The sequence below is a fragment of the Actinomadura flavalba DSM 45200 genome (genome assembly GCF_000374305.1).
GTDB lineage: Bacteria > Actinomycetota > Actinomycetes > Streptosporangiales > Streptosporangiaceae > Spirillospora > Spirillospora flavalba.
Genome location: NZ_KB894099.1, coordinates 176,731 through 194,262, shown reverse-complemented (window position 1 = coordinate 194,262; position 17,532 = coordinate 176,731). Strand labels below are relative to the sequence as shown.

The 17,532-nt window shown below is 73.9% G+C and carries 15 protein-coding genes; 12 read left to right on the top strand and 3 right to left on the bottom strand.

The genetic code is table 11. The features are described from left to right. Nucleotides 1–43: 43 nt before the first annotated feature. The 3 genes from glmS to C229_RS0123405 are packed head-to-tail and all read left to right on the top strand — an operon-like array spanning nt 44 to nt 3,840. Nucleotides 44–1,888 (top strand): glutamine--fructose-6-phosphate transaminase (isomerizing), encoded by a 1,845-nt coding sequence (glmS, locus tag C229_RS0123415; protein WP_033424698.1) that lies wholly within the window; start codon nt 44–46, stop codon nt 1,886–1,888. 54 nt (nt 1,889–1,942) lie between these two features. Further along, on the top strand, nt 1,943–2,863 hold the full coding sequence (locus tag C229_RS0123410) for an ABC transporter ATP-binding protein (protein ID WP_018657546.1): 921 nt from the start codon (nt 1,943–1,945) through the stop codon (nt 2,861–2,863). Next, on the top strand, nt 2,860–3,840 hold the full coding sequence (locus tag C229_RS0123405) for an ABC transporter permease (protein WP_018657545.1): 981 nt from the start codon (nt 2,860–2,862) through the stop codon (nt 3,838–3,840). The genes C229_RS0123410 and C229_RS0123405 overlap by 4 nt, the downstream gene beginning before the upstream one ends. Nucleotides 3,841–3,878: 38 nt before the next feature. Here C229_RS0123405 and C229_RS34465 read toward each other — a convergent pair whose 3' ends face one another. The 3 genes from C229_RS34465 to C229_RS0123390 form a co-directional block, all read right to left on the bottom strand. Continuing rightward, complete coding sequence (locus C229_RS34465) at nt 3,879–4,115, bottom strand: DUF397 domain-containing protein (protein ID WP_026314090.1); 237 nt, start codon at nt 4,113–4,115, stop codon at nt 3,879–3,881. Between the two features lie 423 nt (nt 4,116–4,538). Next, entirely contained in the window at nt 4,539–4,880 is a 342-nt protein-coding gene (locus C229_RS0123395) for a DUF397 domain-containing protein (RefSeq protein WP_240487376.1), read from the bottom strand. 43 nt (nt 4,881–4,923) lie between these two features. Beyond that, complete coding sequence (locus tag C229_RS0123390) at nt 4,924–5,835, bottom strand: helix-turn-helix domain-containing protein (RefSeq protein WP_018657542.1); 912 nt, start codon at nt 5,833–5,835, stop codon at nt 4,924–4,926. A 247-nt stretch (nt 5,836–6,082) separates the two neighbouring features. Between C229_RS0123390 and C229_RS0123385 the strand changes: the two genes are divergently transcribed. The 9 genes from C229_RS0123385 (at nt 6,083) to tsaD (ending at nt 17,233) form a co-directional block, all read left to right on the top strand. Then, a complete protein-coding gene (locus tag C229_RS0123385; RefSeq protein WP_240487375.1) occupies nt 6,083–6,442 on the top strand; it encodes a holo-ACP synthase in 360 nt (119 codons plus the stop codon). Nucleotide 6,443: 1 nt separating this feature from the next. Continuing rightward, a complete protein-coding gene (locus tag C229_RS0123380) occupies nt 6,444–7,904 on the top strand; it encodes a bifunctional ADP-dependent NAD(P)H-hydrate dehydratase/NAD(P)H-hydrate epimerase (RefSeq protein WP_018657540.1) in 1,461 nt (486 codons plus the stop codon). Between the two features lie 111 nt (nt 7,905–8,015). Further along, entirely contained in the window at nt 8,016–9,164 is a 1,149-nt protein-coding gene (gene alr, locus C229_RS0123375) for an alanine racemase (protein ID WP_018657539.1), read from the top strand. 125 nt (nt 9,165–9,289) lie between these two features. Next, a complete protein-coding gene (locus C229_RS0123370) occupies nt 9,290–10,375 on the top strand; it encodes an alpha/beta fold hydrolase (protein ID WP_026314088.1) in 1,086 nt (361 codons plus the stop codon). Next, nucleotides 10,375–10,878, top strand: coding sequence for a tRNA (adenosine(37)-N6)-threonylcarbamoyltransferase complex ATPase subunit type 1 TsaE (gene tsaE / locus C229_RS0123365; RefSeq protein ID WP_051109073.1), 504 nt, complete (start codon nt 10,375–10,377; stop codon nt 10,876–10,878). Before C229_RS0123370 ends, tsaE begins: the two co-directional genes overlap by 1 nt. 508 nt (nt 10,879–11,386) lie before the next feature. After that, complete coding sequence (locus C229_RS33140) at nt 11,387–14,563, top strand: hypothetical protein (protein WP_155885011.1); 3,177 nt, start codon at nt 11,387–11,389, stop codon at nt 14,561–14,563. Nucleotides 14,564–15,036: 473 nt separating this feature from the next. Continuing rightward, nucleotides 15,037–15,720 carry a tRNA (adenosine(37)-N6)-threonylcarbamoyltransferase complex dimerization subunit type 1 TsaB gene (tsaB, locus tag C229_RS0123355; RefSeq protein ID WP_026314087.1) on the top strand — a complete coding sequence of 228 codons (684 nt, stop codon included), beginning with the start codon at nt 15,037–15,039 and terminating at the stop codon, nt 15,718–15,720. A gap of 11 nt (nt 15,721–15,731) precedes the next feature. Then, on the top strand, nt 15,732–16,196 hold the full coding sequence (gene rimI / locus C229_RS0123350) for a ribosomal protein S18-alanine N-acetyltransferase (protein WP_240487374.1): 465 nt from the start codon (nt 15,732–15,734) through the stop codon (nt 16,194–16,196). Continuing rightward, a complete protein-coding gene (gene tsaD / locus C229_RS0123345) occupies nt 16,193–17,233 on the top strand; it encodes a tRNA (adenosine(37)-N6)-threonylcarbamoyltransferase complex transferase subunit TsaD (RefSeq protein ID WP_018657534.1) in 1,041 nt (346 codons plus the stop codon). Before rimI ends, tsaD begins: the two co-directional genes overlap by 4 nt. Nucleotides 17,234–17,532 lie beyond the last annotated feature (299 nt).

The window sequence follows — 17,532 nt, the reverse complement described above, 5'->3', positions numbered from 1 at the left end:
GGCCGTGTGGGAAACACCCCGGCGACGACATAGGCTGGCCGCCATGTGCGGAATCGTGGGGTACGTCGGTGGGCAGCCGGCGCTGGACGTCGTCGTCGAGGGTCTCGCGCGGCTGGAGTACCGGGGTTACGACTCGGCCGGCGTCGCGCTGGTCGCGGGCGGCGAACTCGCCGTCGAGAAGCGCGCGGGCAAGCTCGTCAACCTGCGCAAGGCGCTGGACGAGGCGCCGCCGCCCGCCGCGTCCACCGGCATCGGGCACACCCGCTGGGCGACGCACGGCGCCCCCAACGACACCAACGCGCACCCGCACGCCGACTGCTCCGGCACCGTCGCGGTGATCCACAACGGCATCATCGAGAACTTCGCCGCGCTCCGCGCCGAACTCGCCGAGAACGGGCACACGCTGACGTCCGACACCGACACCGAGGCCGTCGCGCACCTCCTGGAGGACGAGGTCAAGGCCGGTGCGGGCCTGGCCGACGCGATGCGCCGCGTCTGCGGGCGCCTGGAGGGCGCCTTCACGCTCGTCGCCGTGCACACCGGCGAGCCCGATCTGGTCGTCGGCGCCCGCCGCAACTCGCCGCTGGTCGTCGGCCGCGGCGACGGGGAGAACTTCCTCGCCAGCGACGTCGCCGCGTTCATCGCCCACACCCGCGACGCGATCGAACTCGGCCAGGACCAGGTCGTCGAGCTGCGCGCCGACGGCGTCGTCGTCACCGACTTCTCCGGCGCCCCCGCCGACGTCACCGAGTACCACGTCGACTGGGACGTCTCCGCTGCCGAGAAGGGCGGCTTCGACTACTTCATGCTCAAGGAGATCGCCGAGCAGCCCCGCGCCGTCGCCGACACCCTGCTCGGCCGCATCGGCGCCGACGGGCGCCTCACCCTCGACGAAATGCGCATCTCCGACGCGCAGCTCCGCGAGATCGACAAGGTCGTCATCGTCGCCTGCGGCACCGCCTACCACGCGGGCCTCATCGCCAAGTACGCCATCGAGCACTGGGCGGGCCTGCCGTGCGAGGTGGAGCTGGCGCACGAGTTCCGCTACCGCGACCCGATCCTCACCCGGTCGACGCTCGTCATCGCGATCTCCCAGTCGGGCGAGACGATGGACACGCTGATGGCGGTCCGGCACGCGCGCGAGCAGCGCGCCCGGGTGCTCGGCGTCTGCAACGTCAACGGCTCGACGCTGCCGCGCGAGTGCGACGGCGTCCTCTACACGCACGCCGGGCCGGAGATCGCGGTCGCGTCCACCAAGGCGTTCCTGACGCAGCTCGTCGCCGTCTACCTGATCGCGCTCTACCTCGGCCAGGTGCGCGGCACCAAGTTCGGCGACGAGGTCCGCGACATGATCAAGGTGCTGTCCGGCATGCCCGACAAGCTCGACCAGGTCCTGGAGACGATGGGACCGGTCCGCGAACTGGCGCGGTCGCTCGCCAACGAGCACTGCGTGCTGTTCCTCGGCCGCCACGTCGGGTTCCCGGTCGCGATGGAGGGCGCGCTCAAGCTCAAGGAACTGGCCTACATGCACGCCGAGGGCTTCGCCGCCGGTGAGCTGAAGCACGGGCCGATCGCGCTCATCGAGCAGGACCTGCCCGTCGTCGTCGTGGTGCCGCCGCGCGCCCGCGACGTCCTGCACGACAAGATCGTCTCCAACATCCAGGAGATCCGCGCGCGCGGCGCCCGCACGATCGTGATCGCCGAGGAGGGCGACACGTCCGTCGAGCCGTACGCCGACACGCTGATCAGCGTGCCCGCCGTGCCGACGCTGCTCCAGCCGCTCGTCGCGACGGTGCCGCTCCAGGTGTTCGCGTGCGAGCTGGCCACCGCCAAGGGCCACGACGTCGACCAGCCCCGCAACCTGGCCAAGTCCGTCACGGTCGAATAGCCGGGAACCGCCGCGCGCCATGGCGCATCTCACCTTCCGACGCGGGAGGTGGCGGTGGACGACGGCATCGCGGTGCGGCAGGTGACGCGCCGGTTCGGCACCCACGAGGTCGTGCGCGGCGTCGACCTCGCCGTCCCCTACGGGCGGATCACCGGGCTCATCGGCCCGAACGGCGCGGGCAAGACGACGCTGATGCTCATGCTGGCGACGCTCCTCGCCCCCGACTCGGGCTCCGTCCACATCGCCGGACGCGACGCCGCGACCGACCCGGGCGGCGTCCGCGACATGCTCGGCTGGATGCCCGACACCCTCGGCGTCTACGACCGGCTGAGCGCCGCCGAGTACCTGGCGTTCTTCGCCGCCGCGCACCGCACCCCCCGCGCGGAGCGAGCCCGGCGCCTGCGCGCGCTGCTGGCGCTGGTCCGCCTGGAGGAGTACGCGGACGTCCCCGTGCACGTGCTCTCGCGCGGCCAGAAGCAGCGGCTCGGCGTCGCGCGGGCGCTCGTGCACCGGCCCCGCGTCCTGATCCTGGACGAGCCCGCCTCCGGGCTCGATCCGCACTCCCGGCTGATGCTGCGCGACCTGCTGCGCAGGCTCGCAGGCGACGGGATGGCGGTGCTGCTGTCCAGTCACGTGCTGGCCGACCTGGAGGAGACGGCCGACGAGGTCGTGCTGATGAACGGCGGCCGGATCGCCGCGACGCACTCGTCCGCCGCGCCCGCCGCGCAGCGCGTCCGGCGCCGCGTCCACGCCCTCGACCCCGCCGCGCTGACGGCGGCGCTCGCCGCCCGTCCCGGCGTCGGTGAGATCACCTCCCTGCCCGGCGGCGCCGAGGTCGGGCCGCTCACCGACGCCGACGCCGCCGCGCTGCTGGCCTACCTGACGGCGCGGGACGTGCCCGTCGTCGATTTCGCGCCCGCCCGGGGCGCCCTCGACTCGGCTTACCTCGCGATGACGGAAGGCGGAGCGGCATGACGCTCGCAGGCATCGGGCTCATCGCCCGGCAGGAGTTCCGCACCCGCATCCGCACCGGCCACTGGAAGGCGCTGCTGGCCGTGTGGTTCGTCCTGGTCAACGGCCTCGGGCTGCTGTTCCGGCTGACGATCGGGGTGGGCGACGACGCGGCGCTGGTGATGTTCGGCAGCGTCATGCTGGCCGTCCTGGTGCTGGTGCTGCTCATCGCGCCGGCGCTGTCGGGCCAGGCGATCAACGGCGACCGGGAGCGCGGCACGCTCGCCGCCCTCCAGGTCACCCGGCTGAGCCCGGCCGACATCGCGCTCGGCAAGCTCGCCGCCGCCTGGGGGACCGGCACGACGGTCCTGGTGCTCGCGCTGCCGGTGACGCTGGTGCCCGTGCTGGAGGGCGCGGTGAGCCCGTTCCACCACCTCGCGGTGGTCGGCATCATGATCGTGCAGGTCGGCGTCGTGGTGACGCTCTCCCTCGGCTGGTCCGGCGTGGTCGCGCGGGGCGTCACGTCGGTGCTGCTGTCGTACCTGACGGTGTTCGGGCTGCTCGTCGGGACGATGGTGGTGGGCGCGATCTTCGACGGCCTCGCGACCCGTGGCGGGGACCTGGACGGACCCGGGACCGCACGCAACCACGCGTGGTGGGTCATGTCGCCCAATCCCGTCGTGGTGCTGGCGGACGCCGCCCCGCGACTGGAGGCGCGGCACGAGATCGTCACGCTGCGGAGCGGGCGGCGCGTCGTCGTGGACGACGACGTCGACGGCGACCTGCTCGGCGAGCTGAGCCGGGACCTGCGCGAGATGCGCGAGCCGAAGCCGTCCTACCGGCCGGACGGCTCGTACCGGACGGACCCCGGCGAGGGCGGCCCCGTCTGGCCGTACGGCCTCGCGGTGCAGCTCGCCCTCGCCGGCCTGGCCCTCGGCTCGGCCGTGCGCGGCCTCCGGACTCCCGTCCGCATCCTCCCGTCCGGCGTCCGCATCGCCTGATCCGACGGCGTCGTGCCCCGCGCGGCTCGGGGCGGCGGTCAGCGGCCGCCGGGGCGGCCCGGCAGGTCGGCCAGACCTGCCTTGAGCCCGTGGGCGAACGCCCGCCAGGCTGCCGGGTCGAAGGTCAGGACATGGTCGGACGTCGTCTCGGGCACCGTGGTGTCACGCATGCCGATGAGGCGCGGGCCGACGAGGGCCACGGCGACGCACGTTCCGGTGGCGGCGCAGCGGCTGCTTGTTCTCCAGTGGGGGACGGGCGTGCCTTGTCTCGGCATCGGGCCTCCTGCCGGGGGGTGGAAGTGATCTGGCCGGAGTGACGCCATCGTCAGCGGAACTGTACCCACCGGCCGAAGTTGATCATCTGGCCCCGGGGACTCGGCTTCCTGGCCGCGCGGATACCCAGGCGTTGATGTCCGGGGAAGTGCCGCTGCGGCGTTTCGTCGTGTTCGACACCTGGCGTTGCAACTTTCACGGTACCTGTCGTCCCGGGAAAGGTACGCGGGGCCGACGCGGTCATTCATCGTGGAGTGCCAGAAATGATGCTGATCGGTCTTGTCCGCGTGGCGACTTTGATAGCCCGCTGAGTGATTCGACGATCAGGTTCGCGTCCGTCGTCCGTCGTCCGCCGAACCGGGGAGGGCGCAGGGCCGAGCCGATCGACTCGGCCCTCGATCGTCGTGCGTGCGGGACGCGGGAGCTTACAGGTCGTAGGCCCCGTCCTTGATCCCCGACAGCAGGGTGCGCCACTCGCCCCCGTTGAAGGCGACGATCGGGCTCTGCTCGCCGCGCTTGGTGTCGCGGGCCGCGATCGTCGCGACCGCGCTCGGCAGGGCGGCGACCTCGACGCACGTCCCCGTGGTGGTGCAGCGCGAGCTGCGTCGCCAGGCCGGGCCGGCGGATTCAGCAACAGACAAGGCAACCTCTTGGTTCTGGCGGCGCATGGGAAAGGCCGCAGTGGACACCAAAGGCCGACTGCCGGGATTGTCCGGAGTCGGCGGATGGCTTTTCGGCTCGCCGTTGAAGAGGCGGTGCACGGTCATGCATAACCTACGGCGGGCTAACCAGGGATGTGGTCGAACACTATCAGCTATTGCGGCCAGGATCTGCGCGCGGAGAGTCGTCTTCGTCACGGGCGAGCCATCGGTCGCGGAGTGCCATTAGCAGCGCCTGTGTCTCGGCGACGGGAAGGCAGACTTCCGACATACTGCGATGCGCGAGGCGATACATATGCGTATCTGCCTCATTCTCCAGGTAACTAAAGGTAAGGCTCTCAATGTGAACTATGTCCGGGAACGTCACCTCGTGGAACGGGGCGAACTCCAGGAGCGCGAACGACGTCGCGAGGATGGGGTGCACGCCGTCGAGGGGAAGGATGCGGAGGTTCACCGTGGGGAGCGCCGAAACCGTGCGCAAGTGGTCGATCTGTTCGGCCATCACGCGCGCCGTCCCGACCTTGCGGTGCAGGACCGACTCGTCCAGGATCGCGTCGATCACCAGCGGGGAATCGCGCGTCAGGACGTGCTGACGGCGCAGCCGCACCTCGATCCAGCGTTCGATCTCGGCGGGCGTCTTGGTGGCCACGATGTTCCAGGCGCCGACGATGTGGCGCGCGTAACCCTCGGCCTGGAGCAGGCCCGGGACCAGCATCGTGTCCCACAGCAGCGCCGCGTCGGCCTCGGACTCCAGCGAGATCAGTTCCGCGTAACCCGGCGTCAGCGCCGGATAGTCCTCCCACCAGCCGCGCCGGGTCGCCTCGGTGGCGAGCGTGACGAGTTCCTGGAACCGCTGGCCCTGGACTCCGTAGAGTTTCAGCAGGTCGGCGACGTCCGAAACGCGCGCTCCCGTGCGGGCGTTCTCCAGCCGGCTCACTTTGGCGGTCGACCAGGAAAGCCGCGTGGCCACTTCGTCGCCGGTCAGCCTGCTGTGTTCGCGGAGTCGTCGCAGTTCGAGCGCCAGGCGCCGCTGGGTGACGGTCGGGCCGCTGATCCTGCTCATGGCTGGCTACCTTCGCCGGGAGGGGTGCCCATACGATGCAGTGTGCCGTAAAACACCTTGATCACTGGTGCGGACGGATGATGCGTCACCGGAGCGATAGCGACTGACGCCTCATTTCCTCCATGGCACTGGAAGTTGCACCAAATCAGACGCTAGCGCACCGTCACGGCCTTAACCAGGGTTCAAATGGTGAAGGGACGCCAGTGACGCATGATCTCCATGGCACTCTGGGTAGGTGATCGTGGGCGTGGGAATCGATGTCGCGGACATCGGACGGTTCGAGGCGGCGTTGCGGCGCACCCCCGGTTTGCGGACGAGACTGTTCACACCGGGCGAACGCGACCTGCCGACGCGGTCGCTCGCCGCGCGGTTCGCGGCCAAGGAGGCGCTCGCCAAGGCGCTCGGCGCGCCCGGCGGCCTGCTCTGGACCGACGCCGAGATCCGCCGGGCCGCCGGAGGTCCGCCCACGCTGCACGTGACCGGGACGGTCGCGTCGGCCGCCGCCGCCCGCGGCGTCACCGACTGGCACGTCTCGCTCAGCCATGACGGGGGCATCGCCACGGCGGTCGTGATCGCCGAGGCGCGCCAGACGAAGCGGGGGGCGTGAGATGCGGTACGCGCACGAGGTCGGGAAGGTCCGGGCCGCCGAACGCGCCCTCATGGCCCGCACACCGGACGGCGAGCTGATGCGCCGCGCCGCCGCCGGGCTCGCGGGCGTCTGCGCCCGGCTGCTGCCGCACGTGTACGGGGCGCGGATCGTCCTGCTGATCGGCGGCGGCGCCAACGGCGGCGACGCTCTGTACGCCGGGGCGCGGCTCGCCGGGCGCGGCGCGCAGGTCGTCGCGGTGCTGGCCGGATCGTCCGCGCACGAAGGCGGCCTCGCCGCCCTGCGCGCCGCGGGCGGGCGCGTCGCCGCGCCCGCCGACGCGCCCATCGACGCCGCCGACCTCATCATCGACGGCCTCACCGGCATCGGCGGCGCCGGGGGCCTGCGCGAACCGCACGCCGCGCTCGCCCGGCGGGCCGCGCTCGCGGCGGGGGTCGTCGTCGCGTGCGACGTGCCGTCCGGCGTCGACGCCGGGTCGGGACGCGTCGAGGGCGCCGCCGTGCACGCCGACGTCACCGTCACGTTCGGCACGCACAAGCCCGGGCTGCTCATCGACCCCGGCGCCGCGTACTGCGGCGTCATCGAACTCGTCGACATCGGCATCGGGCCCCACCTGGCCGACCCCGACGTCGTCGCGGCGCGGCCCGACGACGTCCGGCCGCCCGAACCCGGGCCCGAGTCCGACAAGTACCGGCGCGGCGTCGTCGGCGTCGTCGCGGGCGGCGACGAGTACACCGGCGCCGCCGTCCTGTGCACGGGCGCGGCCGTCCACGCCGGGGCCGGGATGGTGCGGTTCGCGTCCAGCGCGCACCCCGTCGAGCTGGTGCGGAACCGGTGGCCGGAGGCGATCACGTCCGTGCTCGGCGGCGGGCCCGGAATGCTCGACGCGATCGGACGCGTGCAGGCGTGGGTCGTCGGGCCCGGGCTCGGCACCGGCGACGCCGCCGAGGAGATCGTCGCGGCGGCGCTCGCCACCGAGCTGCCCGTCCTGGTCGACGCCGACGGGCTCACCGTCCTGTCCCGCCGCCGCGACCTGCTGCGCCGGGAGGCGCCGACCGTCCTGACGCCGCACGCGGGCGAGCTGGCGCGGCTGCTCGGCGCCGACCGCGACCACATCGAGGCGCGGCGGCTGGAGTTCGCGCGGCGCGCGGCCGTCGAGCTGGACGCGACCGTCCTGCTCAAGGGCTCGACCACGCTCGTCGCCGAACAGGACCGGCCCGTCCGCGTCAACCCGACCGGCACGCCCTGGCTCGCCACGGCGGGCACCGGCGACGTCCTGTCCGGCCTCATCGGCGCCCTGCTCGGCGGCGGCATGCCCGCGCTGGAGGCCGCCGCCGCGGGCGCCTACCTGCACGGTCTCGCGGCCCGGATCGCCGCCGGCGGCGACGGTCCCGGCGAGAGCCCGATCAGCGCCACCGACGTCATCCGGTCCCTTCCGGCGGCCTTCCGCACGCTGGACTGACGCGGGTTCCCCGGGCGCGCGTCATCGCACGTCGGGAAGTCCGAAGAAAGTTATCCACAGGGTCGGGAGAACGCCCCGGGCAGGTGTCGGGGGCGGGCACACTTGGTGACCATGAGGAGTCCAGTAGAGGCCCGCGTCGATCTCGGGGCCATCGCCGGGAACGTCGCGCTGCTGCGCGAGCGGGCGGGCGGTGCGGCCGTGATGGCGATGGTCAAGGCCGAGGCGTACGGGCACGGGCTCGTCCCGGCGGCGCGGGCGGCGCTCGCGGGCGGCGCGACGTGGCTCGGCGTCGCCCGGGTCGCCGAGGGTCTGGCGCTGCGGTCCGCCGGGGTGGCCGGGGCGCCGGTGCTGGTCGTGCTGAGCGTGCCGGGCGAACCGTACGCCGAGGCCGTCGCGGCCGGGCTCGACCTCACCGTCGGCGCCCCCTGGATGATCGACGAGTTGCGCGCGGCCGTCGTCGCCGCCGGGCGTCCGGCCCGCGTCCACCTCAAGGCCGACACCGGCATGTCGCGCGGCGGCACCGGTCCGGCCGAGTGGCCCGCCCTGGTGGACGCCGCGCTCGCGGCCGAGGCCGCCGGGGTGCTGCGCGTCGTGGGCGTCATGTCGCACTTCGCGTGCGCGGACGAGCCCGGCCATCCGTCGATCGCCCGGCAGGTGGCGGCGTTCACCGAGATGACCGAGCTGGCGGAGAAGGCCGGGGCGCGGTTCGAGGTGCGGCACCTGGCCAATTCGGCGGCGGCGCTCACGCTGCCCGAGGCCCGGTTCGACCTGGTCCGGCCCGGCATCGCGGTCTACGGCCTCACGCCCGTCCCGGCGCTGGGCACGTTCGGGCTGCGCCCGGCGATGACGCTCACCGCCGAGACGGCGCTGGTCAAGCGCGTCCCGGCGGGCAGCGGTGTCTCCTACGGGCACACCTACGTCACCGAGCGCGCGACCACCCTCGCGGTCGTCCCGGCGGGCTACGGTGACGGCGTCCCGCGGCACGGCTCCAACACGCTGGAGATTTTGGCCGCCGGGCGCCGCCGCCGCATCGCGGGCCGCGTCTGCATGGACCAGTTCGTCATCGACCTCGGCGACGACGACCTCGCCGCCGGTGCGGAGGTCACCCTCTTCGGGCCCGGCGACCACGGCGAGCCCACCGCGCAGGAATGGGCCGAGACGCTCGGCACCATCTCCTACGAGATCGTCACCCGCGTCGGCGCCCGCGTTCCCCGCGTCTACACGGGCCTCCCCACCGTGGAGGGCGCCGCTGACGGGTGAGGCGAACGGTCAGGGAGACGGGTGCGCGTACGGGGGCGGGGCCGGTGGGTGAGAAGGGCGCCGCGGCGGGGATGCCGCCGGGGGCGGGTCGCAGTGTGCGGAAGATGCGAAGGGAAGGGGCCGGGATGGTCAGCAGGCGCAGGAAGGCGGGCATCGCCGGCATCGTCGCGGGCGTCGGCGCCGCCGGGGTCGGCGCGGCGATGGGGGTGCGGCACCTCGCCGTGGGGCGCGTCCGGATGCGGCCCGACCCCGAGGCCGACGAGCCGTTCGGGCTGCTCAGCGGGGAGACGGTGCCCGTCACCGCCGACGACGGGTTGCCGCTGCACGTCGAGGTCGAGGGCCCCGGCGACGCCGCCCTCGCGGTCGTGTTCTGCCACGGCTACTGCCTGACGCAGCACACCTGGCACTACCAGCGGCGCGATCTGCGCGCCGCCGCCGAGTCGGGCGACCTGCGGCTCGTCTTCTGGGACCAGCGCAGCCACGGCCGGTCCGGCCGCAGCGACCCGCTCAGCGCCACGATCGACCAGACCGGCGCCGACTTGGAGAAGGTGCTGAGCGCGGCCGTCCCGGCCGGGATGCCCGTCCTGCTCGTCGGGCACTCCATGGGCGGGATGTCGATCATGGCGCTGGCCGACCGGCGTCCCGAGCTGTTCGGCGACCGGGTCGTCGGGGCGATCCTGGTGAACACCTCGTCCGGCGACCTCCGCGAGATGACGCTCGGCCTGCCGCTCGCCGTCGCCAAGATGCTGCGGCCGCTCACGCCCGGCACGCTGCGCGGCCTCGGCCGCCGCGCCGCCCTCGTCGAGCGCGCCCGCGCCGTCGGCGGCGACCTGGCGTTCGTCATCACCCGCCGGATGGCCTTCGCCGACCCGCAGATCAGCCCGTCCGTGGTCGACTTCCTCGAACGGATGATCCGCGCCACTCCGATCGACGTGATCGCGGAGTTCTATCCATCGCTCACCGGCCACGACAAGCTGGCGGCGCTCAACGCGCTCGCCCGCGTCCCGACGGTGGTGCTCGTCGCCGAGGCCGACCGCTTCACCCCGGCCGAGCACGGGCGCGCGCTGGCCAAGGCGCTTCCGGGCACCGACCTGGTCGAACTCGCCGACGCCGGGCACATCCTTCCGCTGGAACGTCCGGCGGACGTCACCGACGCGGTCCGCCGCCTCATCACCCGGCTCCGGCCGGAGCTCGAACAGGCGGTGTCGTGATGCCGGGGCGGCGGTCGGCCGGGAAGGGTGAGCAGGGCGTGGACGTGAAGGTGCCCGACGCCGAGGCGATGCAGGCGCTGGGGGAGCGGCTGGCCGGGCTGGTGCGGGCCGGTGACCTGATCGTCCTCACCGGTGACCTGGGCGCGGGGAAGACCACGTTCACCCAGGGGCTCGGGGAGGGGCTCGGGATCAGGGGGCCGGTCACCTCGCCGACGTTCGTCATCGCGCGGGTGCATCCGTCGCTCGTCGGCGGGCCGGGGCTCGTGCACGTCGACGCGTACCGGCTCGGGGGCTTCGCCGAGCTGGACGACCTCGACCTCGACGCCTCCCTGGAGGAGTCCGTGACCGTCGTCGAATGGGGGGAGGGCCTGGCCGAGGGGCTGGCCGAAGATCGACTGGAGATGATCATTTCTCGGAAGGCGGAAGAAGGCGATGAGGAGCGGGTCGTCCGGATCGACGGGATCGGCGGCAGGTGGGCGGGTCTGGCCGATGATCTCCGTTGAGTCCGAGAATCCTTCGCTTTTTTCTGTAAGTGCTGGCGGACCAGATTACGTGGAGATGTCGTACTCTTTGCCGGAACGAACACCTCACCTTCGTCACATGAACTGATTCCCAGCGGGAGTGCATCCGGTGAGTGGCAGCCAACGCGACGGCGACCGTCGCGCGGACGGCCACCGCGAACCGGGCGGCGGCCAGGACGCGGCAGGCGGCGGCCACCGCGCCGGCCGTGGTGAGCAGCGGCGCGGATTCCCGGCCGGTGAGTACCGCACGGCCTTCCCCGCGCCGGACGACCGGTCCACGGGAACCCCGGGTCAGGGCGAGACAGGAGATCGACGCGTCGCAGGGGGCGGCGCGACGGGGGCGGCCGGGCAGCCGGGCGTACCCGGTGACCGGGAGACGCTTCCGGAAGAACGAGCAACGAGCGGAACCGTCCGGTCGGCAGCGGCCGGACGCCAGGAGAGGCCGGGGGGCCACCATGGGACAGCGCAACCGACCGGACGGGATCAGTCCGTGACTCCGCCGCACGAGGACGAGCACCGGCTCACCCGGTCCGGCGAAGCCGACCCCGCCCGCCAGGACCCGCTCGCCTACGACCCCCTCCGTGGCACGCCGCTCGCGTCCTCGCACCCGGCACCGTCCCCGCGCGCGGACGCCTATCCGCCGAGCCCGCTGGAGAGCGGCGCCTACGAGGCGATCTACGAGGCCGCCCGCCGCTCCCTTCCGCCGTCCGGCGCGCCCTACCACCCGGCCCCGACGCACACCACCGGGTCGACCGCCTATCCGGGCGGCTTCGAGCCCGGCACGGGCGGCCACCGCGCCGTGTCCGGTCCTCCGGCTCAGGACGTCTCCGGCTATGAGCACCCGACCTATCCCGGCCTTGTGCCGGGTGACGAGCGTCCTGCCGCGCCTTCCCCTTCGGGCACCGGGGTCTATCCGAGCGCACGCGATGCGGGCGCCGCGTATCCCGGCGAAGACCTCTCTCGTCCTGGTGGGACCTCGGGAACGGGTGCGTACCCGAGTGTGAGTGCTGCGTCGTCGGGCGGCACCGGTGCGGGGCAGGAGCGCGACCCCGGCGCGGGCCTCCCCGGGTCGGGGGCGTATCCGAGCGCACCTCGTGAGGGCGCCCGTTCGGGCGGCGTACGTTCCGGAGAGCGCGCTGATGACGTGAACTCCTCGGCGACCGGCGCGTATCCGGCCGCGCAGGCGCCGTCCGGCGGTGGGTACGGCGGGACCGAGCTGTTCCGGGAGTCGGCGTCGTCGAGTACCGGCCCGCACCGGAGCGTGCCCGGGGCGGGGTACGAGAACCCCGCACGGGCGGGCGGGGTCCAGCCCGGCGAACGTCTCCGGGAGACGGGTTCGTCGGCCAGGGGGAGTTACCCGGGCCAGGACCGGCCCGGAAGCACGAGTTCGCCGGGGACCGGCGGTTACCGGCAGGTGTCCGCGTACGAGGATTCCCGGGCGGCGGCGCGACCGTATCCCGCCGCCGAGCCGGACACGCCCTCGTTCGAGAGCGGCGGCCACCGCAACGTGCCCGGCCACGGATACGAGAACCCCGTACGAGCCGGGGAGACGCCCGCCGAGCGCGAGCGTCCCGGCACGTCGGACACGGGCGGCCACCGGAACGCGCCCGGCGAGGGCTCCGCGCGGGCGGGCGCCTCGGGGACCGGCGGGCACCGGAGCGCGCCCGGCGAGGGCTACGAGGACTCCGCGTGGGCGGGTACTTCCGGGACGGGCGGGCAGCGGATCGTGCCCGGCGAGGGCTACGAGGGCTCGGCGTGGGCGGGTACTTCGGGGACCGGCGGGCAGCGGAGCGCGCCCGGCGAGGGCTACGAGGACTCCGCGTGGGCGGGCACATCCGGGACGGGCGGGCACCGGAGCGTGGCCGGGTACGGCTACGAGCGTTCCGCCGGGTCGTCCTCGCACGACGAGCGCGCGACGGGCGTGGAGCCCCTCGGCTCGGGCGGCTACCCGAGCGCGCCGGCCGAGGGATACGAGACACGCGCGAGCGGGAGCCACGCCGGGAACGAGCCCGTCCGGGACGTGAGCGCGCCCGGACATCGCGGCGGCCAGGAGTACCAGAACCCGGTGTACTCGCCGAGCGGCAGTGGACCCCATCCCGGGGACGAGCGCGTCGGCGGCGCCATGGGCAGCGGCGGCCACCCCGGCCTGCGGGGCTCCCCCTACGAGAACCCGGTGCGCACCGGACCCGCCGCCAGCGGCGGCCACGCCCGCGACACGTCCGAAGACCCGTTCCGAGCACGGCCACGGGACACCAGTCCCGAGCGCAGCGCAAGCGCCTCCGGCGCGCCGGAGACCGGCGGCACAGCGACACACAGCGGCGCCTACGAAACGGGGCCGCAGGACGCCGAACGCAGCGGCGCCTACGGCTCCGGCGCGCTGGAGACCGGCGGCACAACGACGCACAGCGGTGCCCACCGAACAGGCGCGTGGGACGCCGAGCGCAGCGGCGCCTACGGCTCCGGCGCGTCGGAGACCGGTGGCACAACGACGCACAGCGGCTCCCACGAAACGGGTGCGCGGAACCCGGAGCGCAGCGGTGCCTACGGCTCGCTGGAGACCGGGGGTGCCCCTACGCACAGCGGAGCCCACGGGACGGGCGCGCGGGGCGCCGAGCGCAGCGGCGGCTACGGCTCCGGCGCGTCGGAGACCGGGGGCATCGCGACGCACAGCGGTGCCTACGCGTCGGGCGCTTGGGAATCCGAGCGTGGCGCGAGTGGTAGTGCCTACGGGGCGGAGGCCCGGGAGTCCGAGTACGGGACGCGCGGTGCCGCGACGCGGGAGGCCGGACGCGGTGGCGCGTACGACTCCGGGACGCGGCGGGCCGGGTACGGCTCAGGGTCGCGGGAGACCGAGCGCGGGGTGGCGTCGCGCGCGGGCGGGTACGGTTCCGGCGGCTACGAGCGCGGCGACGAGATCCGCGAGCGGGAGTCGCGGCGGAGCGGCGCCGGGTCGCGTAGCGGTCACCACCGGGTGGCGCGCCAGGGGCGCGGCGCGGGACGGCGGACGCTCATCGTGCTCGGCGGCGTCGCGGCGGGCATCGGCGCGTGCGTCCTCGCCGTCCTGGTGATCCTCAGCGGCACCGGCACGACGGGCGACCGGGACGGCGGGACGGTCGTCGGCAGCGGCGCGGCGGGCAACACCGACGTGCCGAACGGCGAACGGGCGCAGGTCCCGGAGGCGTGCGAGGCGTTCCCGGCGGCGACGGCCGGCAGGCTCGCGCCGGGCGCCGACCGGATGCCCGCCGACAACTACCAGAGCAACGACCGCCAGAACCAATGCGTCTGGGGAGCCCTCACCGGCAAGCGCAAGCGCCTGCTCACGGTCGAGTTGCGCGCCGTCTCCGGCGACGGCGCCGCCTCCGCGACGGACGCCGCCCGCAAGACCTTCACGACCGAACGCCGCGACGACGAATCCGGCAAGGCCCTGCTCGCCGGCCGCGAACTCACCGAGAAGAGCCGCCCCGAGGGCGTCGGCGACGAGGCGTACACCGTCTACAGCGTCGACCGCAGGGAGGGCCAGGGCGAAGCCGTGACCAACGCCCGCGCCGGCAACGTCCTCATCACCATCCGCTACTCCGGCAACGACGACGGCGACCCCCTAGCAGCCAAGCACGCCATGAACGGCGCCCAACAAGCAGCCGAAGCCATGATCACCGCCCTGACCTAACCACCCAAAAACCCAGCCGTCCCTAACCGAACAGCCCCACCCCACCCGCCCACGAAGTCCCGAACTGCGGTCGGCGCGCAGGGTGAGGTAGTGGGCGCCGACGCGGCGCAGCGCACACGGATGTGGCGCTGCTGGGCGGCGGTGCCGTACCGTTCGCGGACGCGGCGGGACAGGACCCCACCCCTCCGCCGCCGCACCGAGCCACGCGGTACGCTCCCGCCTTGCGTCGTGCCGCGCCGCACTCTCCAGCCCAACACGTGCCACACCGTGCCGCGCCGCGCTCTCCCCGTCCGGCGCCGCACGCTCCCGGCCGACGCGTGCTGTGCCGCGCCGCGCGCTCCTGCTTGACGCGTGCCGCGCCATGCCATGCCGTGCTCGGGTCTTCTGCCTTGTGTTGGGGCGTTCTGTGTTGTGCTTCTGTCCGGTGTCGTGGCGTGCTCGTTGGGCTGGTGGCTGGACTACGCTCTGGGGTCGTGCTGGTTTTGGCTTTCGATACTGCTACCGCCGCTGTCGCCGTTGCTCTTTACGAGTGGGTGCCGGGGGAGGGGGTGCGGGCTCGGGCCGTTGCCGAGGGTGTGGAGGAGCGGCGGCACACCGAGGTGCTGACGCCTGCGGTGGCCGGGGTGCTCGCCGAGGCGGGGGCCGTCCCGGCGGAGTTGAGCGCCGTCGTCGTCGGGGTCGGGCCGGGGCCCTACACCGGGCTGCGGGTGGGGCTCGTCACGGCTCGGGCGCTGGGGGACGCGTTGCGCATCCCGGTGCACGGGGTGTGCACGCTGGACGCGATCGCGTGGGGGTCCGGGCGGGACGCGCCGTTCGCCGTCGCGACCGACGCCCGGCGCAAGGAGGTCTACTGGGCGCGGTACGCCTCGCGCGGAGTGCGCGTCACCGGCCCGCACGTCGGCCCGGCCGCCGACGTCCTCGACGGAGCGCCCGACCTGCCCGTCATCGGTGAGGGCGCGACGCTCTACCCGGACGTCCTCGGCACGTCGCAGCTCGGCGCGGAGCCGCTGCTGCCCTCGGCGTCCGCGCTGGCGGAGCTGGCCATCGCGCGGCTGTCCGGCAAGAAGGGCCCGGCGCTGCTGCCGCCCGAACCGCTCTACCTGCGCCGTCCCGACGCGGTCGCCCCGGGCCCGCGCAAGAAGGTCACCCCGGCATGACGCTCCGTCCGATGACCGCGGACGACCTCGACGCCGTCCACGCCCTGGAACGCGTGCTCTTCCCCGACGACGCCTGGACGATGGGCATGCTGCGCGGCGAACTGCGCGACCAGCCCGCCACGCGGCACTACGTCGTCGCCGAAGAGGACGGGCAGATCGTCGGCTATGCCGGGCTCGCCGCCGCAGGCGGGCAGGCCGACGTGCAGACGATCGGCGTCCGCGCCGACCAGCGCGGCAAGGGCCTCGGCGCCGCGCTGCTGACGGAGTTGCTCGCCGAGGCCGGACGCCGCCGCAGCGAGGAGGTGTTCCTGGAGGTCCGCGCCGACAACCCGGCCGCGCAGCGCCTCTACGAACGGTTCGGCTTCGTCCGGATCGGCCTCCGCCGCGGCTACTACCAGCCGTCCGGCGTCGACGCGATCGTCATGCGCCACGTGCCGCACCGCACGCCCACAGGCTTCACCCGGGAGGACCGATGATCACGGACTCGACGCCGATCGTGCTCGGCATCGAGACGTCCTGCGACGAGACCGGTGTCGGGATCGTGCGCGGGCACACGCTGCTGGGCGAGTCGCTGGCGTCGAGCGTGCAGGAGCACGCCCGGTTCGGCGGCGTCGTGCCGGAGGTCGCGTCGCGGGCGCACCTGGAGGCGATGACGCCGACCGTCGACCGCGCCCTCAAGGACGCCGGGCTCGCGCTCGCCGACGTCGACGCGTTCGCCGTCACGGCCGGGCCGGGCCTGCCGGGCGCGCTGATGGTGGGCGTCGCGGCGGCGAAGGCATACGCGCTGTCGCTCGGCAAGCCGCTGTACGGGGTGAACCACCTGGCCGCGCACGTCTGCGTCGACCAGCTCGAACACGGGCCGCTGCCCAAGCCGTGCGTGGCGATGCTGGTGTCGGGCGGGCACAGCTCGCTGTTGCTGGTGCCGGACGTGGCCAGCGACGTGCGGTCCCTCGGCACGACCGTGGACGACGCGGCGGGCGAGGCGTTCGACAAGGTCGCCCGCGTCCTCGACCTGGGCTTCCCCGGCGGCCCGTTCGTCGATCGCGCCGCCCGCGACGGCGACCCGGCCGCGATCGCGTTCCCGCGCGGCAAGTACGCCGACGGCACCTACGACTTCTCGTTCTCGGGCCTGAAGACGGCCGTGGCGCGCTGGGTGGAGGCGAAGGAGCGCGCGGGCGAGCCGGTGCCGGTCGCGGACGTCGCCGCGTCGTTCCAGGAGGCCGTCGTGGACGTCCTCACCCACAAGGCCCTGAAGGTCTGCAAGGACAACGGCGTCCACGACCTGCTCATCGGCGGCGGCGTCGCGGCCAACTCGCGCCTGCGCGCCCTGGCTCAGGAACGCTGCGACGCGGCGGGCGTCCGCCTCCGCGTCCCGCGCCCCAAACTCTGCACCGACAACGGCGCGATGGTCGCCGCCCTCGGCGCCGAACTCCTCGCCGCGGGCCTCCCCCCGTCCGAACTCACCCTCCCCGCCGACTCCAGCCTCCCCGTAGAAACCGTCACCCTGACCTAACCACCCACCCCAAACCACACCCGACCACCCGGATACCACCAAACCCCCCCGCACCGTCCCGCGCTCTGCCGCACCGTCCCGCGCTCTGCCGCACCGCGCCGCGCTGTGCCGGGACGCGCTGGCCCCGGCCGTGCCGACCGGGCACGGCCTAGCGCGCCGCGCGTGCCCGTACCGCGCCGCGTTGCGCCGGTTGTGCCGTGCCCGATCCGGTCGTGCGGTGCCGGTCGTGCGGTGCCGGTCGTGCCGTGCCGCGTCGTGCCGTGCCGCGCCCTGCCGTGCCGCGCCCTGCCGTGCCGCGC

Bases quoted from the DNA above. Each gene is read 5' to 3' on its own strand.
- glmS (WP_033424698.1), top strand. From the start codon at position 44: ATGTGCGGAATCGTGGGGTACGTCGGTGGGCAGCCGGCGCTGGACGTC.
- C229_RS0123405 (WP_018657545.1), top strand. From the start codon at position 2,860: ATGACGCTCGCAGGCATCGGGCTCATCGCCCGGCAGGAGTTCCGCACC.
- C229_RS34465 (WP_026314090.1), bottom strand. From the start codon at position 4,115: ATGCCGAGACAAGGCACGCCCGTCCCCCACTGGAGAACAAGCAGCCGC.
- C229_RS0123395 (WP_240487376.1), bottom strand. From the start codon at position 4,880: ATGACCGTGCACCGCCTCTTCAACGGCGAGCCGAAAAGCCATCCGCCG.
- C229_RS0123390 (WP_018657542.1), bottom strand. From the start codon at position 5,835: ATGAGCAGGATCAGCGGCCCGACCGTCACCCAGCGGCGCCTGGCGCTC.
- C229_RS0123380 (WP_018657540.1), top strand. From the start codon at position 6,444: ATGCGGTACGCGCACGAGGTCGGGAAGGTCCGGGCCGCCGAACGCGCC.
- alr (WP_018657539.1), top strand. From the start codon at position 8,016: ATGAGGAGTCCAGTAGAGGCCCGCGTCGATCTCGGGGCCATCGCCGGG.
- C229_RS0123370 (WP_026314088.1), top strand. From the start codon at position 9,290: ATGGTCAGCAGGCGCAGGAAGGCGGGCATCGCCGGCATCGTCGCGGGC.
- tsaE (WP_051109073.1), top strand. From the start codon at position 10,375: ATGCCGGGGCGGCGGTCGGCCGGGAAGGGTGAGCAGGGCGTGGACGTG.
- rimI (WP_240487374.1), top strand. From the start codon at position 15,732: ATGACCGCGGACGACCTCGACGCCGTCCACGCCCTGGAACGCGTGCTC.
- tsaD (WP_018657534.1), top strand. From the start codon at position 16,193: ATGATCACGGACTCGACGCCGATCGTGCTCGGCATCGAGACGTCCTGC.